This window comes from Geodermatophilus sp. SYSU D01186 (genome assembly GCF_054050215.1).
The window spans coordinates 38,732-60,837 of the sequence record NZ_JBJGYW010000014.1 but is presented as its reverse complement, the minus strand read 5'-3'; the positions used below and the strand labels follow the sequence as shown (position 1 = coordinate 60,837).

The window sequence follows — 22,106 nt, the reverse complement described above, 5'->3', positions numbered from 1 at the left end:
CCTGGTACTCCCGCCACCGCGCCACCCGAGACGGGTGCGGTGGGGGCCTGCTGGGAGTGGAACCTAACGGAGGGGCACCGGCGTATCACCCGCGGCGGTGTGCCGGGCCAGGTACCGCTCCGCGACGAGCAGGTTGGGCACCCAGGACAGGAACGGCACCAGGAGGTACGCGCGGTGGAAGGCGACGGCGGCGTCCACCCCGGCCAGGGCGGTCTGCCCGGCGATGAGCACGGCCAGCCACAGCCGGAGCGTGACCGCGGCGTAGGTGAGGGCGAAGGTGCGCACCATCCAGCGCCGGTGCGCGGCGACGTCCCCGCGGCGGATGGCCCGGAACGCCGTGGCGGCGCAGGCCAGCCACAGCAGCGCCAGCAGGCCGAACCCGGCGGTCCCGACCGGTCCGGCGAGGCTGAGCGGCGCGAGGACGAGGCCGGCCGGCCCGGCCACCGCGATCGCCGTGACGGTGACGCGTCCGACGGCCCGGTGGACCTGCGGGGCGCGCCGCCGCAGGCGGGCGGCGAACTGCAGCGGCGACAGCAGCAGCGCGAGGCCGCCGGCGCCGACGTGCAGGTAGAAGGCCAGCCGGACCGGCGCCGAGCGGTCGGCGTGGTTGGCCGCCACCTCCAGGCCGTCGAGGTCGGTGAGCGGGGCGGTCAGGTAGGGCAGCGGGGCGAACACGGCGACGGCCAGGGCGCTGAGCAGCAGCCACCAGTACGCGCCGCGGGTCCGCCACGTCGAGGCCGGCACGGTCGCCGTGGGCGCGGTCCGCGTCATGCCGAGCACCCCGAACTCCCCGTGCCGGTCGTCCCCGTGGCCTGCGAGGATCGCCGCGCCGACCGTCGTCCACCAGGGTCCGAGGTCGCCGGGGGAGCGGTCAGCGGCCCAGCACCTTCTCCTCCAGCCAGTCGTTGCCGAACGCGCCCCGCGGGTCCATGCGTGCGACGAGGTCCACGAAGTCGGCGTGCCGCTCGTACAGCGGGGCGATCTCGGCCGCACCGGCGGCGAAGACCTTCCCCCAGTGCGGCCGGGCGGAGAACGGCGCGAGCACCCGCTCGAGGTCGGCCACCACGGCGTCGACGCCGGCCGGGTCCCGCCGCCAGGTGAAGTGGAACGCGACGGCGTCCCCGCCGTACGAGCCGCTCAGCCACAACCGGTCGGCAGCGACGGTGCGGATCTCGCAGGTGAGCAGCAGTGGCCGGAGGCGCGCCCCGAGGCCGCGGATCGCGGTGATCGCGTCGAGGGCCCAGCGGACGGGGAGCAGGTACTCCGACTGGATCTCGTCGCCGACGCTCGGGGTGAAGCCCATGCGGAAGTGCGGCAGGCGGTCCGACCAGAGCCCGCGCCGGCCGAGCTGCGGGGTGCACGGGGTGGGGTCCAGGCCGGGGACCGGGTTGCGGTCGACGGTGGCCGGGACGGCGCCGAAGAGGTCGCCCTCGGGGGCAGGGGTCCCATCGGTGCGGGACTTGACCCACACCATCTCGACGTCCTCGCCCCACAGGGTGAAGAGGCTGACGCTGTAGCCGGACGCGACGACCTCGTCGAAGTGCTCGGCGAGGGCGCCCCACGACAGCCCCTCGAACACCCGCTGCTCCACCTCGAACGCGGGCTCGACGTCGAGGGTGAGGGCGGTGACCGCGCCGAGGGCGCCGAGCCCGACCACCATCCCGTCGAAGTCCGCGTCGCCGCGGGCGGCGCGGACGAGCTCGCCGTCGGAGGTGACCAGCTCCAGCGCCGCGACGGCGGTGGCCAGGTTGCCGTTGGTCACGCCGGAGCCGTGGGTGGCCGTGGCGACCGCCCCGGCCACGGAGATGTGCGGGAGGGACGCCGTGTTGTGCAGCGCGGCACCGGCGTCGCGCAGCACGTCGGCGAGTTCGCCGTACCGGACGCCGCCGCCGAGCGTGACCGTGCCGGCGGCCAGGTCGACGTCGATCCCGGCGAGCGGGGAGCCCGCGGCGTGCACGGCCTCCAGCGAGAGGAGCTCCGCGGAGTCGGCGATGCCGGTGAAGGAGTGCCGCGAGCCGAGCACCCGGATGCGCGGGGCGGCGGCGACGATCTCCTGCACCTGCTCGAGGGTCGTCGGCCGGTGCAGCCGCTGCGCCCGGTAGGTGTGGTTGCCGGCCCAGTTGGTCTCGACGGTCACGGCGGAACGCTACCCACGTCCGCCGTCCCGAGGGGCCGTCAGCGGGCGGCGGCGAGGGCCCGGTCCACCGGCGGCGAGCGGCGTACGGTCACCGCCCGCCCGGCCCGCTCGGCGGCGTCGAGGTGGTCGAGGAGCAGCTCCAGGGCGGGTGCGGACAGGCCGGTCACCGAGCCGGCGTCGATCACCTCGACCCGGACCGGCTCGCGGCCGTAGCGGCGCAGGAAGGCGGCGACGGCCGCCTCGTCGACGTCCCCGGCCAGGCACAGGGTGCGCCCGCCGGCGGTGTTGAACAGGCGGACGACGCCGCGCGCGGCCGGGTCGTCGGACGGCGGGGGAGTCACGCTCCCAGTCTGCCGACGACGACCGGGTGCGGCAGCCGCGACGGCAGCGGCCCCCCACCCGGGATCGGGTGGGGGCCGCTGGAGGGAACCCCGGTGCGGGCCGGTCGTCAGGCCCGGTAGTTCACGTGCGGGTGGTCCATGTGGTTGGCCGTCGCGCCGCCACGGTCGGCCATCGCCTTCCAGGCGCCGGTCGGCGAGGTCAGGATCCGCTGCTGCCAGATCACGTACTCCACGCCGAGCTCGTCCCAGTGGGCGACGTGGTAGGCCACGATCGCGTCGCCGAGCGCGGCGTCGGAGCCGACCATGTAGTCCAGCGCGAGGCCGGACGGGTGGCCGTGCGGGTCGGCGGCGCTGGCGCGGGTCCCGCCGATGGTGATGCCGGCGACGCCGGGCACGTTGGTGACCAGCGCGTCGGCGGCGGCCTGCGCGCTGGGCTGGACGGCGCCGGCGCTGTTGCTGATCACCGCGGCGGCCGGGGTCGGCTCGACCTCGGGCAGCGGGGTGACCTCCGGCGCGGGCGCCGCGGCCGGCTCCGGCGTGACGACGGGGGCGGGATCCACGTCGGGAGCGGAAGCCGGCGCGGCCACGTTGGCCGGCGCGGCGTCCACCGGCGCGGCGTCCACGGGGGCAGCCGCCGCCGGGGCAGCCGCCGCCGGGGCAGCCGCCGCCGGAGCAGCCACCGCCGGAGCGGCCGCCGCCGCCGGAGCGGCCGCCGCCGCCCCGCTGGTCAGCAGCACCTGACCCGGGAAGATCAGGTTCGGGTCGGCGCCGATGACCGCGATGTTGCGCTCGTAGAGCGACCGCCATGACTCCCCGTGGGCGGCGGCGATCTCGGCCACGGTGTCGCCGCGCCGGACGGTGTGGTCGGCGGACGGCGCGGCGGTGTCGGCGGCCGGACCCTCCGGGGCGGGCGCCGCGGCGGGCGCGGCGGCGGGAGCCGCGGGAGCCGCGGGAGCCGTGGCGGCGGCGGTGGTGCCGTCGGTCAGCAGCTTGCCGCAGGCCGGCCAGGCGCCGATGCCCTGGCCGGCGAGCACGTGCTCGGCGATCTCGACCTGCTGGGCGGGGGTGGCGAGGTCCGCCCGGGGCGCGAAGTCGGTGCCGCCGTACGCGGCCCAGGTCGACGGGCTGAACTGCAGGCCGCCGTAGTAGCCGTTGCCGGTGTTGATGGCCCAGTCGCCACCGGACTCGCACTGGGCCACGCCGGTCCAGTCGTGGGTGGTGGCGGCGTTGGCCGGGGTGCTGAGGATGCCCATCCCGACGACGGTGGCGCCGGCTGCGACGGGGGCCTTCGAGAGCGCCTTCTTGGTGCGGACGTAACGAGGCGCGCGGTGCTTTGCCATGGGTGTGTGGTCTCCGATCACCGCCGGCGAGGTGAGCTGTCGGGTTCGGGCGATCGGTGCCCGGCCGCGGTGCGCGGCTTCACCCCGAGGCGCGTCGGACGCGCCGGGAACGTTGGGTCCCCCACCCCTGCCCTGAGGGATCTGGTTGGCAGCCGGTGGGCAGGGTTTGGCGGACCGGTGCCACGTTCTCTTAGCTGAACGCAGCCAAAACGCTACGACCCGTGATGTGGACTGTCGCCGTAACGCCGGTCACAAGCGAGGGGCCGTGCGGGGAAGTCGCTGGTCGCGCCGCGAGGTGCGGGTGGGGTCGGTGAGGTCACTCACGGCCGCCCTGGCGTGTCGCCGGGGATCGGGGGGGGGGGGCCTGGTTGCCGGTGTGCTCGTGCACCGCCGGCTCCGCGGGACCGGCGCAGCGCGCGTCCGACCGGCGGTGCGCCGCGCCGCGAGACGCGCGGCCGCGAGTGTCCGGGCGGTGCCTCAGCCGCCGTACGGGCGGGTGATCGCCTCGAGCACGTGGCCGTTCGGGTCGGGCCAGTAGACGCCGCGGCCGCCGTCGTTGGTGTTGATCTCACCCGGCCGGGACGCGAACGGGTCGGCCCAGTGCTCGAGGCCGCGGGCGCGGATCCGGCCGAGGATCTGGTCGAACTCCTCCTCGGTGACCAGGAACGCGTAGTGCCGCGGGATGACCGGGTCCTCCGCCATGAAGTCCAGCGAGACGCCGTTGGCCAGGGTGACGACGGCGAACGGGCCGTAGGTGGTCGGCGGCGCGAGGCCGAGGACGTCGGTCAGGAAGCGCGCCGACTCGTCCCGGTCGTGGGCCGCGACGATGGTGTGGTTCAGCTGGACGGGCATCGGGCCTCCTCGGGGACCGTGCCGGGAGCCAAGCACGCCGGCGCCTCCACCGGGAGTCGTCCCTGCGCCGTCGACGGGGGTGGCTGCCGGGGCGCCGGGTGGCCCATCCTGGCCGCCTCGTGCCTCGAGGTCATCCCGGGAGGACCGTGGCCAGACCCCCAGCCGACGACGGACCCTCCGGGCCTGCCCTGACGCTCCGCCTGGTCACCGCCGGCGTCCTCGCGGACCTCGCGGTGGGGACGCTGTTCGCCTGGAGCCTGGTGGCGCCGCAGGTGGGCGCCGACACCGGCGCGGCGCCCGGCAGCGGGCCCGGGGTGTTCGCGGCCGCGGTCGTGGTCTTCACCGTCGGCCTGCTGGGGGTGGGCCGCGGCCTGCGGCGGTACGGGCCGCGGGCGCTGCTGGCCGCCGCCGCCGTCCTGGCCGGCACCGGGCTGGGGCTGACCGCCGCGGCGCAGCGGCCGGAGCTGCCGTGGCTGGGCGTCGGGCTGCTGTTCGGGGCGGCCAACGGGCTGGGCTACGGCGTCGCCGTGTCGCTGGCCGCCCGCGTCCCCGAGCGGCGGCGCGGCACCGCCAGCGGCGTGGTGGTGGGGGCCTACGCGGCCGGGCCGGTGCTGCTCGGGCTCGTGGCGCCGGCGGCGCTGCCCGCCGCGGGGTGGCGCACGTGCCTCGCCGTCCTGGCCGGGACGACGGCCGTGCTGCTCGCGCTCGCCGCCGTCCTGGCCCCGGCGGACCGGGTGCCCCGGAGCGGCCGGGCGCGCGGGGCGGAGCCGGTCCCGGGCGGGGCGCTCGTCGCGCTGTGGGTGCTCTTCGCCGGCGGCGCGGCTCCCGGACTCGTCCTCTTCGCCACCGCCGCGCCGCTGGCGGCCGCCCGTGGCCTCGGCCCGGGGGCCACCGGCGTGGCCGTCTCGCTCCTCGCGGCCGGCAACCTCGCCGGCCGGCTGTCCGCCGGGTGGTGGTCGGACGTCGTGGGACGCCTGCCGGCGCTGGCGACCGCGCTGGCCGTCACCGCCGCCGCCGTCGCCGGACTGGCCACGTCGGCCGCGCCCGCCACCGTGCTGCCCGCCTCGGCCGCCGTCGGGCTGGCCTACGGGGCGGTGTCCGCGCTGGTCCCCGCGGCGACGGCGGACCGGGTCGGTCCCCGCGCGTTCCCCACCGTCTACGGCCGGGTGTTCACCGCGTGGGGCTGCGCCGGACTGCTGGCCCCGCTGCTCGCCGGGACGGTGACCGCGGCCGGCGGCGAGCGGCCCGGTGCGCTGCTGCTGCTGGCGCTGCCGGTCCTCCCCGCCGCCGTCGCGGTCCTGGTCCTGGCCCGCCGGCCCGCTCGCCCGGAGCCGTCCGGGAACCGGCCGACGGCGTCGGAGGGACGCGGTTAGGGTCGGGGCCATGCCGACCAGGTCGCCGGGGGACGAGTCCAGAGGCTCGGTTCCCGGGCTGCAGGGGCCGGGAACCGCCGAGGAGGAGTCGCCGGACGCGCCGGCGATCCCGTCGTTCGAGTCGTTGCGGGGGCCGCGCCGCCGCACGGCGGTCGACCTGATCGTGCCGGCGACCCCGCCGCCGGCCGAGGACCCACCGGCTCCCGGCCCGGCCGCCGGGCGGCCCGCGACCGCCGGCGGGCCGCGGCCGGCCGAGTACGCCGACCTGCTGCGGCTCGGGAGCCGCGCGGTGCGCGCCGTGGTGGGCGTGCCGGTGCGGGTGGCCGGCTGGCCGGTCCGCTGCGTGCGCCGGCTGCTCGGCGGGTCCTGACCGCGGTCCCGCCGCCGGCTCACACGCCGGTCGCCCCGTCGATGCACTCCCGGAGCAGGTCGGCGTGGCCCGCGTGGCGGGCGTACTCGGCGACCATGTGGGTGTAGATCCACCGCAGCGTGACCTGCCCGCCCATGAACGGGCTCGTCGCGTCGAGGTCGCGGCCGGCGCAGTTGGCGCGGGCGTGGGCGACCTCGGCCTCCCACGTCGCCCGCGCGGTGGCGAAGGACGCGCCCTCGGCGAGGTCGAACCCGCCGTCGTGGCCGGTGGGCTCGGCCTGCGGATCGTGGATCGGCGGCAGCTGCTCGCCGAGCAGGACCCGGCGGAACCAGTTCCGCTCGACCTCGGCCATGTGCTGCACCAGGCCCAGCAGTGTCAGCCCCGAGGGCGGCACCGCGGCGGTGCGCAGCTGCTCGTCGGTCAGGCCGTCGCACTTCCGCGCGAGGGTGGCCCGGTAGAAGTCCAGCCAGGCCTCCAGGGTCTCGCGCTCGTCGGCCTGCAGCGGGGGCGTCGTGCGCTCGGTCGTCGTCATGGCCGCGATGCTGTCGCACCGGCCCTGCTCCGCCGTGTCGGACCCTCCGGCGACACTGTCCGGGTGAACCGCGTCGTCCTGCTGCGGCGGGGCGAGGCCGAGATCGAGGCGCGGGAGCTCTCCGGCGACGGGACGCCGGGAGCGGTCACCCGGTTCCCGGCCGCGGAGCTTGCCCGCTTCGTGCGCGAGTGGGAGACGGCGCCGGTCCGCTGGGTCTGGGACGACACCACCCGCTGGTACCCCGCACTGCTGGACGCCGGCGTCCGGGTGGAGCGCTGCACCGACCTGCGGCTCACCCACGCCGTCCTGCGCCGGTCGCCGTTCGTCGACCCGGCGCTGCTGGCCGGCCCCGACACCCGCGGCTGGGACGCGCTGCAGCCGGTCACCACCACCGATCCCGCCCTCTTCCCGCTCGAGGACCCCGCCGACCGGCTGGACCCGCTCGCCGAGGACGCGCGCCAGCAGGCGGCCCTCGCCGCGTCGGCGCAGCGCAGCCGCCTGGACCTGCTGCTGGCCGCCGAGTCCTCCGGGGCCCTGGTGGCCGCCGAGATGACCGCCGCGGGGCTGCCCTGGCGGGCCGACGTGCACGAGCGGATCCTGACCGAGCTCCTGGGTCCGCGGCCGGCGCCGGGGCAGCGGCCGGCGGTGCTGGAGCGGCTGGCGGCGGAGGTCCGCGCGGCCCTGCGGGCCCCCGACCTGAACCCCGACTCACCGGCCGCCGTGCTCCGAGCCCTGCAGACGGCGGGGCTGCCGGTGGACGACACCCGGTCGTGGACGCTGGAGTCGGTCGACCACCCCGCGGTCCCGCCACTGCTGGAGTACAAGAAGCTGTCGCGCCTGCTGCAGGCCAACGGCTGGAGCTGGCTGGAGACCTGGGTCCGCGACGGCCGGTTCCGGTCGTGGTTCCTGCCCGGCGGGGTCGTGACCGGGCGGTGGGCGTCCACCGGCGGGGGAGCGCTGTCGGTGCCGGCCCAGGTCCGCCCGGCGGCGGTCGCCGACGACGGCTGGCTGCTCGTCGTCGCCGACGTCGCCCAGCTCGAGCCCCGCGTGCTGGCGGGCATGAGCGGGGACACGGCGATGGCCGAGGCGGCCCGGTCCGCCGACCTCTACCAGGGCATGGTCGCCGGCGGTGCCGTGGCGACCCGCGCCGAGGCCAAGGTCGGGATGCTCGGGGCGATGTACGGCGGCACCCGCGGCGAGAGCGGGCGCATGATGCCGCGGCTGGCGCGTCGCTACCCCCGGGCGATCGGCCTGGTGGAGGAGGCCGCCCGCGCCGGCGAGCGCGGGGAGGTCGTGCACACGCTGCTCGGCCGCGGGTCGCCACCGCCCACCGGCGCCTGGGCGGAGCGCCCGGCCGACCTGGGGGAGCCGCCCGACGGCGGCGGCTCCCGCGAGGAGCGGGAGCGGGCCCGCCGCGCGTGGGGCCGCTTCACCCGCAACTTCGTCGTCCAGGGCACGGGTGCGGAGTGGACCCTGTGCTGGCTGGCCGACCTGCGCAACCGGCTGTGGCGCCTGGGCGGCACCACGGGCGAGCGGCCGCACCTGGCGTTCTTCCTGCACGACGAGGTCGTCGTCCACACGCCGGAGCACCTGGCCGCCGACGTCGCCGAGGAGGTGCACCGTGCCGCGGCGACGGCGGGCCGGCTGCTGTTCGGGGGTTTCCCGGTGGACTTCCCGCTGGACGTGGCGGTCGTCCGCTCCTGGGCCGACTCCTAGGCGCCGCCGGGTCTAGGGTGTGCCCCGGCGAGCCTCACGCCCAACCCCAGACCGGTCCTCCACGCGGGCCGGCGATGCGGGGCAAAGGGGACTTAGGGAGCCTCGAGGCGCTGCACGGCCCGGACGTCCCGTCGGATCGGATGCCACGGCTGCGGCGGCGCACGGGGCGTGGAGCCGTCGCCGCGGGGCAGCCGGGAGAGTCCGACCATGACCACGGCCAAGCAGCTCAAGGCGCGCGTCCGCGCGCGGATGGCCCGGACCGGCGAGCGCTACGCCGTCGCCCGCGCGCACGTCGTCGGAGGCGCCATCGACACCGGTCCCGTCGTGGACGCCGGGTGGGCCCTGCGCGGTGGCACCGACCCGGACACCGCGGCACTGGCCAACGTGCTCGCGCACCGCGGGGTCACCGGCCCCGACGGCCCGCTCACCGAGCCGCTGCTGTTCCTCGTCGGCGGCGGGCTCGGCGCCGGTTACATCCTCTGGGAGTTCGCCCACGACCACGGCCGCGTGGTCACCCTCGGGTTCACCCACTCCTGGCAGTACTTCGACCGGCGGCTGGCCACGACGGTCGACCGGCTGGGGCTGGACGTCGCCTGGTCGCGCACCGGCGGCGCTGCGGGCGCGGCCCGGGCGCTGACCGCGACGCTGGCCGACGGCGATCCGGCGATCGTCTGGCCGGACCGCTACCACCTGGGCTGGTGGAACCTGCCGCCGTTCCTCGACGGCGCCGGCGGCCACCCGGTCGTCGCCTACGCCGCGTCGGGTGGGCGGGTGCACGTCGACGACCGCACCCTGGCACCGCTGACCGTGCCCGTCGCGGACCTGGACCGGGCCAGGGCCCGGGTGGGCAGCTACCGCAACACGATGCTCGTCGTCCGCTCCGCCGGCACCGCCGTGCCCGCCGACCGGCTGCGCGCCGCGGTGCGCGCCGGGCTGGCGGCCGGCGTGGACCACCTCGGTGGGACGTCGACCTCCTTCGCGCTGCCCGCCTGGCGGAAGTGGTCACGGCTGCTCGTCGACCCCCGGGCTGCGAAGGGGTGGCCGACGGTGTTCGCCGACCGGCGCGGGCTGCTGCGGGCACTGGCCGGCGTGTGGGAGGGCGTCGAGCCGGCCGGGATGGAGGGCGGGCACCTGCGCGGGCTGTTCGCCGACGGCCTCGAGCAGGCCGCCGTCGTGCTGGACGAGCCGGGGCTGGCCGCGGAGGCGCCGCGGTGGCGGGAGATCGCCGGCCGGTGGCATGCCCTCGCCGAGACGGCGCTGCCGGACGACGTCCCGGCGATCGCCCGGCTGCGGACCCTCACCGCCACGGTCACCGGCGCGGTCGCCGAGGGCGACGCGGGCGCCGCGGAGCGGGCGGCGGCCGCCGAGGAGCTGTGGCGGCTGCGGGCCGAGCACGCCGCGGCGCCCCCGCTGGACGAGGAGCGCCTCGCCGCGGTGCTGGCCGGCATGAGTCGGCAGCTCGCCGAGATCCACGACGCCGAGGCAGCGGCGGTGACCCGCCTCGGCGCCGCCCTGGGCAGGGGAGGGGCTGCTCGCCAGGGGACGCGTCAGCCGGAGAGCGCACCCACCGCGCGGTCGGCGGCCCGACGGACCACCTCGGCGTAGAGCCGCTCGTAGCCGTCGGCCATGACGGCGGGGGAGAAGCGCCGGCGGGCCGTCGCGGCGCAGTCCTCCGGGTCGACCTCGGCGATCCGGTGCAGGGCCGCGGTGAACTCCGCCTCGTCGCCGGCGAGGAAGCCGGTGACGCCGTCGGCGACCAGGGCGGGCAGGCACCCCCGCGCCATGGCGACGACCGGCGTCCCGGCGGCCAGCGCCTCGCAGACGGCGGTGCCCCCGGGCTCGTCCCACCGGATCGGGAAGAGCACCGCCCGGGACCGCCGCAGCAGCTCGTCCTTCTCCGCGCCGGAGACCGACCCGATCCAGTGGGCGTCCTCGCCGAGCAGCGGGTCGACGTGCTCGAGGAACCACCGGACGTCGGGGTGGGTGCGCGCCGGGCTGCCGGGGTCGGCGAGCGCGGCGTCGAGCGCGGCCCGGTCGGGCTGGCCGCCGACCGGGCCGGCCAGGACCAGCGGCAGCCCGGCCGCGCGGCAGGCCCGCACGGCGACGTCGGTGCCCTTGGCCTCGCACAGCCGGGACAGCACCAGGACGGCGTCGGTGCGGTCCCGGCGCGGCACCGGGTCGCCCTCCGGGATGGGCACCGACAGCGGGACCGCCCCGAGGGTCTGCCGCCGCAGCGCCGCCGGCCCCCGCGCGATCTGCGTGTCGGAGACGCCGGCGAAGAACACCCGCCCGCGGCCGTCGAAGGACGCGTAGAAGTCCGCGTTGCGCCGCAGGTCCCAGTGCAGCGTGTGCAGGACCGGCGGCGCCGGGTCGTCCATCGCGGCCAGGAGCGCCGGGCCGACGACCTCGAGGTGGCTGTGCACGAGGTCGAACGGCGTCCCGGCCGCGGCGTGCCGGCGGATCTCGGCCAGCACGGCCTGCTCGTGGGCGTGCGCCAGGCCGGTGACGTCGGGGTACGGCGCGGCCAGCCGCGGGAACTGCCCGGTGGAGAAGGCGACGACGCGCCCGTCCGCCGGCTGCCGGCTCTCCCCGACGGTGGCGAGGACGACGGTGTGCCCGCGGCGGCGGAGCTCGGTGGTGAGCGTGGCGACGACGTTCTCCAGGCCGCCGTAGCCGCGCGGGGGCACCGCCAGCCACGGCCCGGCGTCCATGAGCACCTTCACCGGGAGCCCTCCGGCGCCGGGATGCCGTGCCGCGCCCGGTACTCCGGGACGCGCTCCATGGGTGGGCGCTCGCGGACGCCGACCTCCCAGGCGACCGGCTCCACCGCCTCCCCGGAGCGGACGAACTGGACCAGCTGGTCGCCCGGCACCTGCAGCGACGGGCAGCGGGCCAGGGCGGCCTGCAGGATCTGGCCGGCCATCCGGCCCAGCGCGGCGTCGGTCTGGTTCCGGTGCCGCCGCTCGCCGAGGTCGACCTGGGCGAGGGCGTCGATCCCGGCGAGCTCGGCGAGGTCCACGAGCAGCCCGAACTCGACCCCGTAGTGGGAGACGAACGGGACCCGTTCCAGCAGCCGGCGCCGGCCGGCGTACTCCCCGGAGAGGGGTTGGACGAACCCCGACAGGTGCGGCCACAGCGCCCCCAGCAGCGGGCGGGCGGTGAGCTCGGTGACGCGGCCGCCGCCGGAGGCGACCAGGCCCTCGTCGGTGGCCAGCGGCCGGTCGTAGAGACCCTTGACGTACCCCACGGTGGGATCGGTCAGCAGCGGACCGAGCAGCCCGAGCACGAAGCGCGGGTCGAAACCCTGGACGTCGGAGTCCAGGAACACCAGCAGGTCGCCGCGGGTGACGAACAGCGACTTCCACAGCGCCTCGCCCTTGCCGGGGACGTGCCCGTGCTCGGGCAGGACGTCGTCGACGTGGACCACCCGCGCCCCGGCAGCCGCGGCCACCGACGCCGTCCGGTCGGTGGAGCCGCTGTCGACGACGACGAGCTCGTCGACCAGGGGCACCTGCTCGACGAAGGCCCGCCGGATCACCTCGACGATGGCGCCGACCGTCCGCTCCTCGTCCAGCGCGGGCAGCACCACGCTGGTCGTCGTCCCGGAGCGGCGCTTGGCCTCCAGCAGCCGGGGGGCGGAGAAGTCCGCGGCCCGGTAGGTCCGCCGGGTCAGCCAGCGTGCGACGTCAGCCCTCATCGTCTGTCCTCCTCCGGCGGACGGCAGCGCCGTCCGCGCCGTCGGCCCGTGGGCGGCCAGTGTGGAGAAGCCGGGGGCCTCAGGGGAAGCCGTTGACGCGGGGACCTCCGGTCCCCCACCCTGCGCGGATGGGTGTCCGGGTGGGGCTGGTCGGTGCCGGTGCGGTCGGTGCCCGGCACGCGCGCACGCTCGCCGCCTTCGACGACGTGGAGCTCGCCGGCGTCTGCGACGCGGTGCCGGCGGCGGCCGGGGCCCTGGCCGCAGAGCTCGGCGTCCCGGTGGCCGAGGACCCCGGCCAACTGCTCCGAGCGGGGCTGGACGCCGTCTGGCTGTGCGTGCCGCCGTTCGCGCACGGCGACCTCGAGCTCGCGGTGGTGCGGGCCGGGCTGCCGTTCTTCGTGGAGAAGCCGCTGGCCGCCGACCTGCCGGTCGCCCGCCGCGTCGCCGACGCCGTCGCCGCCGCCGGGCTGCCCACGGCGACCGGCTACCACTGGCGGCACCTCGACACCGTCGCGCGGGCCCGGGAGGTGCTCGACGGCGGCCGGGTCCGTCTCGTCGACGCCCGCTGGTGGGGGACGACGCCTCCGGCGGCCTGGTGGAGCCGCGAGGACCGCTCCGGCGGGCAGGTGGTCGAGCAGGTGACCCACGTGCTCGACCTGGTCCGCCTGCTCGCCGGCGAGGTCACCGAGGTGGTCGGCGCGGCGGCGCCGTCGCTGGCGGAGGGCCGCGACGTGCCCGACGCGACCGCGGCGGTGCTCCGGTTCGCCTCCGGCGCGGTCGGGACCGTCAGCACCTCGTGCGTCCTGCCCGCCCCGACCGCGGCCGGCGTCGACGTGGTCGCCGAGGGCCGGTCGGTCTCGCTGACCGAGACCTCGCTGCGGACCAGCACCGCCGAGGGCCGGCAGGAGTCCACGCCCACGGTCGACGGTCGCCGCGCCGTCGACCGCGCCTTCGTCGACGTCGTGTCCGGCCGGCCACCGGCGCCCGGGCTGGTCGACGTCGCCGAGGCGCTGCGCACCCACGCCCTCGCCTGCGCCGTCGCGGAGGCCGCGCGCACCGGCGCCCCGGTCGCCGTCGGCGGCCGCTGAGCCCGCCGGCAGTGTGACGTCGAGGTCGGGAGACGACATCGAGGATCCCGCCGGACTCCGGTCGGGCCGGGGACGTGCGGTGTTGCGCCCGCTCGTGCGGTGCTGCACTGCCGGAAGAACGTGCGCAACACCGCAAGAGCACTGGTTCCAGCACGGCTTCCGGCGGCGAGTTCGTCGCCGTCCTGCTGCCGCACGTCGGGAGGGCTCGTGAGCGCGGGTGCCCGGGCAGCTGCCCGCGGCCCTGCCCGACGGGGATGACCGCGCGCCCCGGCGACGGTCCTGCGGGGCCCCCGCCGGGCGTGCTACACCCTGACCCGACCCCGGTCCCCGACGAAGGCGGTCGTCCCCGGTGAAGCTGCTGCTGCCCGACTCCCTCCCGCTCGACCCGGCCCTGCCCGAGGGGGTCGAGGCGGTCACCTATGCCGTCTCGGCGCCGGTCCCCGACGAGCACCTGGACGCCGAGGCGCTGGTGGTCTGGGGCAACTCGCCGGCCGACCTCGCCGCGGTGGCCGGCCGGATGCCGCGGCTGCGCTGGGTGCAGACGCTGGCCGCCGGGCCGGACGCCGTCCTCGGCGCGGGCTTCCCCGCGGACGTCGTCGTCACCGCGGGGATCGGCCTGCACAGCCGGCCGGTCACCGAGCACACCCTCGCCCTGGTCCTCGCCCTCCTCCGCCGGCTGCCCGCCGCCGTGCGCGCCCAGGACCGGCACCGGTGGGCCGGCGAGCTCGGCGGCCTCCAGCCGCTGCACCCGGCAGGGGCGGTCACCACCCTGATCGACGCGCGCGTGCTCGTGTGGGGGTTCGGGGCCATCGGGCAGACCCTCGCGCCGCTGCTGTCCGCGCTGGGCGCCGACGTCCGCGGCGTGGCGCGCCGCGCCGGGGAGCGGGCCGGGTTCCCCGTCGTCGCCGAGGACGACCTGGCGGCCGAGCTCGGGCGGACCGACGTCCTCGTCATGATCCTGCCGTCGACCGACGCCACCGCGAACGCGCTGGACGCCGCGCGGCTGGCCGCACTGCCGCCCCACGCGCTCGTGGTCAACGTCGGCCGGGGCTCCACCGTCGACGAGGGGGCCCTGGTCACCGCGCTGCGGGAGGGGCGCATCGCCGGAGCGGCCCTCGACGTCACCGCCGTCGAGCCGCTGCCGGCCGGCTCACCCCTGTGGGACGCGCCGAACCTCCTGCTCACCCCGCACGCGGCCGGCGGGCGGCCCGTGGGCGCCGACGCGCTGATCGCGCACAACGTCGCCGCGCTGCTGGACGGCGGCGAGCTGCGCAACGTGGTGGAGCGGTGAGCCCGCCGCCGCCGGAGGAGGTGCTGGCCGCCCTGGGCCGGGCGCGGCTGGTCCCGGTCGTGGTGCTGGACGACGCGGCCGACGCCGCACCGCTGGCCGGTGCGCTGGTGGACGGCGGCCTGCCGGTCGCCGAGGTCACCTTCCGCACCCCGGCCGCGGCCGACGCCATCCGGGCGATGACCGAGCGCGGCGACGTCCTGGTCGGGGCCGGCACCGTGCTCACGCCGGCGCAGGTGGACCGGGCCGTGGCCGCCGGGGCGGGCTACGTCGTCTCGCCGGGGCTCAGCCGCGCCGTCGTCGAGCGGTGCGCCGAGCACGGCGTCCTCGCCCTGCCCGGCGCGGTCACGGCCACCGAGGTGCAGGCCGCCGTGGAGCTCGGCCTGACCGCGGTGAAGTTCTTCCCGGCCGGCACCTCGGGCGGGCCCGCGGCGATCCGCGCGCTCGCCGCGCCCTTCGGCGGCGTCCGCTTCGTGCCCACCGGCGGCGTCGGCCCGGCGGACGTCGGGGACTACCTCGCCGTCGACGCGGTGCTGGCGGTCGGCGGCTCGTGGATGGTGCCCCGCGACCGGGTCGCGGCCGGCGACGTCGGGACGGTCCGCCGGCTCACCGCCGAGGCCGTGGCGCTGGTGCGGCCACCGGGGGGCTGACGGCCGCCTCAGTGGTTGTCGCGGGGGATGCCCATCGTCTGCGCCACGCGCCGGTAGCCCACTGCCGGACGCAGCACCATCCCCTCGTCCAGCTGCGTGACCATCCCGCGCTGGATCTCCTGCCACGGCGTCTGCGCCGCCGGGACCGGGTAGCCGCCCGCCGCCTCCAGCGCCCGCCGCCGCCCGGCCAGCTCCTCGTCGGGCACCAGCACGTCGGCCCGCCCGGCCCCGAGGTCGATGCGGACCACGTCGCCGGTGCGCAGCAGCGCCAGCCCGCCGCCGTCGGCCGCCTCGGGTGCGGCGTTGAGGATCGACGGCGAGCCCGACGTCCCCGACTGGCGGCCGTCCCCGATGCACGGCAGCTCGTGCACGCCCTGCTTGATGAGGGCCGCGGGCGGCTGCATGTTCACCACCTCGGCCGAGCCCGGGTAGCCCAGCGGGCCGACCCCGCGGATGACCAGCAGGCAGGTCTCGTCGACCGCCAGCGCCGGGTCGTCGATGCGGGCGTGGTAGTCCTCCGGCCCGTCGAAGACGACCGCGCGGCCCTGGAACACCCCCGGGTGCGCGGGGTCGGACAGGTAGCGCTCCCGGAACTCGGGGGAGATGACGCTGGTCTTCATGATCGCGCTGTCGAAGAGGTTGCCCCGCAGCACCAGGAAGCCGGCGTCGGGCAGCAGCGCGGTGTCGAAGGTGCGGATGACCTCGCGGTCGGTCACCCGGGCCTCCCGGCAGTTCTCGCCGATCGACCGGCCGGTGACGGTCAGGGCGTCCTCGTGGATCAGCCCGTGGCCCATGAGCTCGGCGACGACGGCGGGCACGCCGCCGGCCCGGTGGAACTCCTCGCCGAGGAACCGGCCGGCCGGCTGCAGGTCCACGATCAGCGGCACGTGCAGGCCCAGCTCCTGCCAGTCGTCGACGTCCAGCGGCACCCCCGCGTGCCGGGCGAGGGCGTTGACGTGGATCGGCGCGTTGGTGGACCCGCCGATCGCGGAGGTGAGCACGACGGCGTTCTCGAACGCCTCCCGGGTGAGGACGTCGGACGGCCGGAGGTCCTCCCGCACCATCTCCACGATCCGCCGGCCGGTCAGGTAGGCCATCCGGGCGCGGTCCCGGTGCGGGGCGGGGATGGCGGCGCAGCCGGGCAGGCTCATGCCGAGGGCCTCGGCGATCGCGTTCATCGTCGACGCGGTGCCCATGGTGTTGCAGTGGCCGGGGGAGGGGGCCGCGGAGGCCACCAGCTCGACGAACCCGGCCTCGTCGATCTCGCCGGCGGCGAGCAGCTCCCGGGCCTTCCACACGATGGTCCCCGACCCGGTCCGCACGCCGTCGTGCCAGCCGTCGAGCATCGGCCCCCCGGACAGCACGATCGCCGGGAGGTCCACCGTGGCCGCGGCCATCAGGCAGGCCGGCGTCGTCTTGTCGCAGCCGGTGGTCAGCACCACGCCGTCCAGCGGGTAGCCGTACAGCACCTCGACCAGGCCGAGGTAGGCCAGGTTGCGGTCCAGGGCCGCCGTCGGACGCCGGCCGGTCTCCTGGATGGGGTGCACCGGGAACTCCAGGGCCAGCCCCCCGGCGTCCCGGATGCCCTCGCGCACCCGCCCGGCCAGCTGCAGGTGGTGCCGGTTGCACGGGGCGAGGTCCGAGCCGGTCTGCGCGATCCCGATCACCGGCCGGCCCGACTGGAGCTCCTCGCGGGTGAGCCCCCAGTTGAGGTAGCGCTCGACGTAGAGCGCCGTCATCCCGGGGTCCCGCGGGTCGTCGAACCACGCCTGGCTGCGCAGTCGCCGTCCGGGTGCCGCGTCGTCCACCGGGGCCTCCTCCCGCCGGGGGTCGCCGTCGGGCGGCCCGGCCCTGCCGGCGCGATCGTGGCACGGGGAGCCGCCCGGCCGCGCTCCGGCGGACGACGAGCGGCTCTGCGGGGACCCTGCGACGCTGGCAACCGCCACGTCCCGGCTGGTCGTCAGCGTGCAGAGCGAGGGGACATGACCGACGAGGTGTCGATGCCACCGGTCCACACGGCGCGGCAGGTGCCGAGGTGGTCCGAGCTCCGCGAGGTCGTGCAGTTCCGCCGGCCCCGGGCCGGCCGCACCGCCCGGCGCCTGGAGCGTGCGCTCACGGTGCGCGACCTGCGCGCGGCGGCCCGCCGCACCACGCCCCGCGCGGTCTTCGACTACGTCGACGGCGCGGCGGAGGAGGAGATCACCGCGGCCCGCAACGTCGCGGCCTACCGGCGGGTCACCTTCCACCCCGACGCCCTGCGCTCGGTCGCCGACCCGGACCCCGCCGTGGAGCTGCTCGGCCGGCGCATCGCGATGCCACTGGTCTTCGCCCCCACCGGCTACACGCGGATGATGCACCACCACGGGGAGGCCGCCGTCGCCTCCGTGGCCGCGCACGTCGGCGTGCCCTACGCCCTGTCGACGGTGGGCTCCACCTCGATCGAGGACGTGCGGGCCGCGGCGCCGTCGGGCGACCTGTGGTTCCAGCTGTTCTTCACCGCGAACCGGGAGCTCAACGCGAGCCTGCTGGCGCGGGCCGAGGCGGCCGGGTACTCGACGCTGCTGCTCACCGTCGACACCACCGTCTCCGGCATGCGCTACCGGGACGTCGTCAACGGCCTGACCATCCCGCCGACGCTCACCGCCCGCACCGTGCTGAACATGTCGCGGTTCCCGGGCTGGTGGTTCAACAAGCTGACCACCGGCGGGATGACCTTCGCCTCGCTCACCGGCGTCCCGGGCAACCCGACCCCGGGCGAGGTCGCCAGCATGATGTTCGACCCGCGCCTGGACCTCGGCTCGCTGGACTGGCTGCGCGAGCGCTGGCGGGGCCGCCTCCTCGTCAAGGGGGTGACGACGCCGGCGTCGGCGCGCGAGGCCGTGGAGCACGGGGCCGACGGGGTGGTCGTCTCCAACCACGGCGGCCGCCAGCTGGACCGCTCCGCCGCGACGCTGGACGTCCTCCCGGAGATCCGCGGGGTCGTGGGGCCGGGGGCCACGGTGCTCATCGACGGCGGCGTGCTGCACGGGCAGGACGTCATGGCCGCCCGCGCGCTCGGCGCGGACGCGGTGATGATCGGCCGGGCCTACCTGTACGGGCTCATGGCCGGCGGCCGGGACGGCGTGCTGCGGACCTACGAGATCCTGGCCGAGGAGTACCTGCGCTCGATGCAGCTGCTGGGCGTGCGCCGCAGCGCGGACCTGTGCGAGCGGCACGTCGCCTTCACGCCGCACGGCACCGGGGACTACCCGAACGTCTCCGTCTGACCCCGGGCCGCACCCCCGGGTTGCCGCTGCGCGCCGGACGTGCAGGAATGGATGCGCCTGTGACAGTGACTCAGCTCACACAGGGGGCGCGATGGTCACGACCCGTCCAGGAGGCCGGCCGCCGTCGGTGGTGGACCTCTTCCCGACCAAGCACCTGGCCGCGCCGTCGGTGCGGGAGATGCCCGAGCCGCCGGCCAGCTTCCGGCACGTCATCGGCCCGGGGATCATCGCCGCCGGCGTCGGGATGGCCAGCGGCGAGTTCATCCTTTACCCCTACATCGCCAGCCAGGTGGGGCTGGTGTTCGTCTGGGCGGCCTTCGTGGGCCTGGCCACCCAGTACTTCCTCAACATGGAGATCGAGCGGTACACCCTCGCCACCGGGGAGACCGCGCTCACCGGCTTCAGCCGGTACTGGCGGCACTGGGGCCTGGTGTTCGCGATCATGGCCTACTTCGCCAACATCTGGCCGGGGTGGGCGACCAGCTCCGCGACCCTGGTCACGTACCTCGTCGGCGGCAGCGTGGTGCCGATCGCCCTCGGCATGCTGCTGCTGATCGGGATCGTCCTGACCTTCGCGCCGGTCGTGTACCAGGCGCTCGAGAAGATCGAGATGGTCAAGGTCGCGGCGGTCCTGCTGCTCATCGTCGTCGCCTCCGTCGCCGTCATCGGAGCGTCGACCTGGGCGGACGTGCCCCGGATCGTCACCGAGGCCGGGTTGCCGGCCGAGGAGCTCGGGTTCGCGCTCCTGCTCGGTGCGCTGGCCTTCGCCGGCGCCGGCGGCGGGCAGAACCTGTGCCAGAGCAACTGGATCCGCGACAAGCGCTTCGGCATGGGCGCCTACGTGCCGCGGATCGTCAGCCCGGTCACCGGTCACCCGGAGGCCGCGCCCTCGACCGGGTTCGTGTTCGAGCCGACGCGGGAGAACCTCGGCCGGTGGCGGCGCTGGTGGAAGTTCGCGAACACCGAGCAGCTCTCGACGTTCGTGGCCATCAGCTTCCTCACCATCCTGTTCACCTCGCTGCTGGCCTACGCCACCGTGTTCGGGGAGGAGGGGCTGGCCAGCGACATCTCGTTCCTCAAGGCCGAGGGCGACGCCCTCAACGCCTCCGTGGGCGGCTGGTTCGGCACCTTCTTCTGGATCATCGGTGCCTTCTCGCTGTTCGCCGCCGCGCTGGGCATCGTCGACTACACCAGCCGGCTCGGGGCCGACGTCCTGAAGACCGCGTACCTGCGCAACGCGAACGAGAGCAAGATCTACTTCGCGCTGGTCTGGGGCCTGGTGGCGATCGGCTGCATCGTCCTGCTGTCCGGGCTGTCGCAGCCGTTGATCCTGCTGGTCATCTCCGCGGTGACCGGCGGGCTGATGATGTTCATCTACTCGGCGCTGCTGCTCCTGGTGAACCGGCGGATGCTGCCGAAGGAGATCCGCCCGGGCGGGTTGCGGGTCGCCGCGCTGGTCTGGTCCTTCCTGCTGTTCGGCTTCCTGTCGGTGCTGACGTTCAACGAGCAGCTGGCGAAGCTCTTCGGTGGGTGACCCGGGGGAGGTCGCCGCGGCCGTCCCGCGGGTGGTCACCGCGGGGGAGACGATGGTGCTCGTCGTCCCGACGGCGCCCGGCCGGCTCCGGCACGCCGGGGCGGTGACGCTGTCGATCGGCGGCGCGGAGAGCAACGTCGCCATCGGGCTGTCGCGGCTGGGCGTCCCGGCCGCCTGGGTGAGCATCCTCGGGGACGACGAGCCCGGCGAGCTGGTGCTGCACCGGGTGCGGGCCGAGGGTGTGGACACCCGTGCGGTGCGCCGGGTGCCGGACCGCCCGACCGGCCTCTACCTGCGCGAGGAGGTCGCCGGGGCGCTGCGGGTCCACTACTACCGCCGCGGCTCGGCGGCCTCGACCCTCGCCCCGGGCGCCTTCGACCCCGCCGTCCTCGAGGGTGCGGCCTTCCTGCACCTCACCGGGATCACCGGGGCGCTCTCCCCGGAGGCCGCGGAGTTCCTGCCGTGGGCGGCACGGACGGCGCGGGCGGCGGGCGTGCGGGTGAGCTACGACGTCAACTACCGCAGCCGGCTGTGGGAGCCGGCCGCGGCCCGCGCCGCCAGCGAGGCGATGTTCCCGCACGTCGACGTCCTGCTGGCCGGCCACGACGAGGCCCGCGCCCTGTGGGGCTGGGACGACGACACGTGCCTGGAGCGGCTGGCCGACGCCGGGCCCGCCGAGGTCGTGCTCAAGCTCGGCGCGCGCGGCTGCGCGGCCCGGGTGGACGGCGAGCGGCTGACCTCCCCGGGGTTCCCCGCCCGACAGCTCGACCCGGTCGGTGCCGGCGACGCGTTCGCCGCCGGCTACCTCGCGGCCACCCTGTGGGGCTGCGGGCCGGCCGAGCGTCTGCGCACCGCCAACGCCATGGGCGCCTTCTGCGTGCAGGACCGCGGCGACTACGAGGGCCTGCCCAGCCGCCGTGAACTGACCGCGTTCCTGGACCGGACCGTCGACCTCGGGAGGTGACGATGCACCCCGACGACCCCGCCGGCGTGCTCGAGGGTGTCTACGTGGCGAACGTGACGCCCTTCCGCGACGACGAGCGCTTCAGCATCGACGTCGACTCCTACCTGGGCCACGTCCGCTGGCTGGCCGGGCAGGGCGTGGCCGGGGTCATCCCGTTCGGCACCAACGGCGAGGGGCCGTCGGTGTCCCCGCGGGAGAAGCTGGCCGTGCTGGAGGCCCTGCTGCCGGAGGTGGGGCCGCTGCACGTCGTCCCGACGGTGGCGGAGGGGAACCTGCCGGACACCCTGGACCTGCTGGCGGAGTTGGCGGACCTGCCGGTGCGGGCGGTGATGGTGCTCCCGCCGTACTACTTCCGGCCGGCCGCGGCCGAGGGCCTGCGGGTGTTCTACGAGCGGGTCCTGGCCGCCACCCGGCACCCGGTGGTCGTCTACCACATCCCCAAGTACGCGGTGCCCGTCCCCGCGGAGCTCGTGACCGCGCTGCCGGTGTGGGGGGTGAAGGACTCCGGCGGGGAGGCCGGCTACGCCGAGGCCGTGCACGCGGCGGGCAAGGGCGTGCTGGTCGGTACCGAGGACGACCTGCCGGCCCGCCTGCTGACCGCCACCGGCTCGATCTCGGCGCTGGCCAACATCGTCCCCGAGCAGGTCGTCGCGCTCTACCAGCACGTCCGCGGCGGGCGGGCGGCCGACGCCGCGGCGCTGTCGGCCCACCTGCAGCAGGTGCGGGCGATGACCAAGGAGTTCGTCGCGCCGGGGATGCTCAAGCGCATCGCCGAGCGGCGGCACGGGCACCCCATGGGCACCGTGCGCCCGCCCCTGGTGCCGGTGCCGGCGTCCTTCGACGCCGCGGCCGCGGTCGAGCGCGCCGTGGCGGTCCCCGTCGGCTGAGGGTCCAGCCCCTACACCGTCCGGCCGTCGATCGGGCGCTGCGCGACGCGGGTCACCCGACGAAACGACGG

At 76.6% G+C, this 22,106-nt stretch carries 20 protein-coding genes and 1 riboswitch; of the genes, 11 read left to right on the top strand and 9 right to left on the bottom strand.

The window, feature by feature from the left end; translation table 11 throughout:
• Positions 1-63: 63 nt before the first annotated feature.
• From ACI784_RS12240 to ACI784_RS12220, 5 genes are all read right to left on the bottom strand, one after another.
• Positions 64-771 (bottom strand): DUF2306 domain-containing protein, encoded by a 708-nt coding sequence (locus ACI784_RS12240; RefSeq protein WP_457013664.1) that lies wholly within the window; start codon positions 769-771, stop codon positions 64-66.
• A gap of 100 nt (positions 772-871) precedes the next feature.
• A complete protein-coding gene (locus ACI784_RS12235) occupies positions 872-2,137 on the bottom strand; it encodes an FAD-binding protein (RefSeq protein ID WP_457013663.1) in 1,266 nt (421 codons plus the stop codon).
• 38 nt (positions 2,138-2,175) lie between these two features.
• Positions 2,176-2,478: a hypothetical protein gene (locus ACI784_RS12230; protein ID WP_456924541.1), complete on the bottom strand. Its 303-nt coding sequence runs from the start codon at positions 2,476-2,478 to the stop codon at positions 2,176-2,178.
• A 107-nt stretch (positions 2,479-2,585) separates the two neighbouring features.
• Positions 2,586-3,818 carry a LysM peptidoglycan-binding domain-containing protein gene (locus tag ACI784_RS12225; RefSeq protein WP_457013662.1) on the bottom strand — a complete coding sequence of 411 codons (1,233 nt, stop codon included), beginning with the start codon at positions 3,816-3,818 and terminating at the stop codon, positions 2,586-2,588.
• Positions 3,819-3,824: 6 nt separating this feature from the next.
• A riboswitch (cyclic di-AMP (ydaO/yuaA leader) is annotated at positions 3,825-3,975 on the bottom strand.
• 320 nt (positions 3,976-4,295) lie between these two features.
• Positions 4,296-4,670 carry a VOC family protein gene (locus ACI784_RS12220; protein WP_456924539.1) on the bottom strand — a complete coding sequence of 125 codons (375 nt, stop codon included), beginning with the start codon at positions 4,668-4,670 and terminating at the stop codon, positions 4,296-4,298.
• 146 nt (positions 4,671-4,816) lie between these two features.
• Between ACI784_RS12220 and ACI784_RS12215 the strand changes: the two genes are divergently transcribed.
• Both ACI784_RS12215 and ACI784_RS12210 read left to right on the top strand, forming a co-directional pair.
• A complete protein-coding gene (locus tag ACI784_RS12215) occupies positions 4,817-6,043 on the top strand; it encodes an MFS transporter (protein WP_457013661.1) in 1,227 nt (408 codons plus the stop codon).
• Positions 6,044-6,053: 10 nt separating this feature from the next.
• Positions 6,054-6,413 (top strand): hypothetical protein, encoded by a 360-nt coding sequence (locus ACI784_RS12210; RefSeq protein ID WP_457013660.1) that lies wholly within the window; start codon positions 6,054-6,056, stop codon positions 6,411-6,413.
• A gap of 19 nt (positions 6,414-6,432) precedes the next feature.
• Here ACI784_RS12210 and ACI784_RS12205 read toward each other — a convergent pair whose 3' ends face one another.
• Positions 6,433-6,945: a DinB family protein gene (locus ACI784_RS12205; protein ID WP_456924536.1), complete on the bottom strand. Its 513-nt coding sequence runs from the start codon at positions 6,943-6,945 to the stop codon at positions 6,433-6,435.
• Between the two features lie 63 nt (positions 6,946-7,008).
• Here ACI784_RS12205 and ACI784_RS12200 point away from each other — a divergent pair, with 63 nt between their 5' ends.
• A complete protein-coding gene (locus tag ACI784_RS12200) occupies positions 7,009-8,661 on the top strand; it encodes a bifunctional 3'-5' exonuclease/DNA polymerase (protein ID WP_457013659.1) in 1,653 nt (550 codons plus the stop codon).
• Positions 8,662-8,868: 207 nt separating this feature from the next.
• Positions 8,869-10,266: a BtrH N-terminal domain-containing protein gene (locus ACI784_RS12195; RefSeq protein ID WP_456924534.1), complete on the top strand. Its 1,398-nt coding sequence runs from the start codon at positions 8,869-8,871 to the stop codon at positions 10,264-10,266.
• Here ACI784_RS12195 and ACI784_RS12190 read toward each other — a convergent pair.
• Entirely contained in the window at positions 10,209-11,384 is a 1,176-nt protein-coding gene (locus tag ACI784_RS12190) for a glycosyltransferase (protein WP_456924533.1), read from the bottom strand. The two genes, ACI784_RS12195 and ACI784_RS12190, sit on opposite strands and share 58 nt — an antisense overlap.
• On the bottom strand, positions 11,381-12,358 hold the full coding sequence (locus ACI784_RS12185; RefSeq protein ID WP_456924532.1) for a glucosyl-3-phosphoglycerate synthase: 978 nt from the start codon (positions 12,356-12,358) through the stop codon (positions 11,381-11,383). The genes ACI784_RS12190 and ACI784_RS12185 overlap by 4 nt, the downstream gene beginning before the upstream one ends.
• 128 nt (positions 12,359-12,486) lie before the next feature.
• On the opposite strand from ACI784_RS12185, the gene ACI784_RS12180 reads away from it, so the two are divergent.
• The 3 genes from ACI784_RS12180 (at position 12,487) to eda (ending at position 15,384) form a co-directional block, all read left to right on the top strand.
• Positions 12,487-13,446, top strand: a complete 960-nt coding sequence (locus ACI784_RS12180) for a Gfo/Idh/MocA family protein (RefSeq protein ID WP_457013658.1) — start codon at positions 12,487-12,489, stop codon at positions 13,444-13,446.
• 349 nt (positions 13,447-13,795) lie between these two features.
• The gene (locus tag ACI784_RS12175) at positions 13,796-14,737 is read left to right on the top strand and encodes an NAD(P)-dependent oxidoreductase (protein ID WP_457013657.1); all 942 of its coding nucleotides are present in this window, start codon (positions 13,796-13,798) and stop codon (positions 14,735-14,737) included.
• Positions 14,734-15,384, top strand: a complete 651-nt coding sequence (gene eda / locus ACI784_RS12170) for a bifunctional 4-hydroxy-2-oxoglutarate aldolase/2-dehydro-3-deoxy-phosphogluconate aldolase (RefSeq protein ID WP_456924529.1) — start codon at positions 14,734-14,736, stop codon at positions 15,382-15,384. Before ACI784_RS12175 ends, eda begins: the two co-directional genes overlap by 4 nt.
• Before the next feature lie 8 nt (positions 15,385-15,392).
• On the opposite strand, the gene ACI784_RS12165 is transcribed toward eda, so the two are convergent.
• Positions 15,393-17,192 carry an IlvD/Edd family dehydratase gene (locus tag ACI784_RS12165; RefSeq protein ID WP_456924528.1) on the bottom strand — a complete coding sequence of 600 codons (1,800 nt, stop codon included), beginning with the start codon at positions 17,190-17,192 and terminating at the stop codon, positions 15,393-15,395.
• Positions 17,193-17,366: 174 nt separating this feature from the next.
• Between ACI784_RS12165 and ACI784_RS12160 the strand changes: the two genes are divergently transcribed.
• The 4 genes from ACI784_RS12160 (at position 17,367) to ACI784_RS12145 (ending at position 22,035) form a co-directional block, all read left to right on the top strand.
• A complete protein-coding gene (locus tag ACI784_RS12160) occupies positions 17,367-18,650 on the top strand; it encodes an alpha-hydroxy acid oxidase (protein WP_457013656.1) in 1,284 nt (427 codons plus the stop codon).
• Between the two features lie 91 nt (positions 18,651-18,741).
• The gene (locus tag ACI784_RS12155; RefSeq protein WP_457013655.1) at positions 18,742-20,184 is read left to right on the top strand and encodes an Nramp family divalent metal transporter; all 1,443 of its coding nucleotides are present in this window, start codon (positions 18,742-18,744) and stop codon (positions 20,182-20,184) included.
• On the top strand, positions 20,177-21,148 hold the full coding sequence (locus ACI784_RS12150) for a sugar kinase (RefSeq protein WP_457013654.1): 972 nt from the start codon (positions 20,177-20,179) through the stop codon (positions 21,146-21,148). The genes ACI784_RS12155 and ACI784_RS12150 overlap by 8 nt, the downstream gene beginning before the upstream one ends.
• 2 nt (positions 21,149-21,150) lie before the next feature.
• Positions 21,151-22,035, top strand: a complete 885-nt coding sequence (locus ACI784_RS12145) for a dihydrodipicolinate synthase family protein (RefSeq protein ID WP_457013653.1) — start codon at positions 21,151-21,153, stop codon at positions 22,033-22,035.
• Positions 22,036-22,106: the final 71 nt, after the last annotated feature.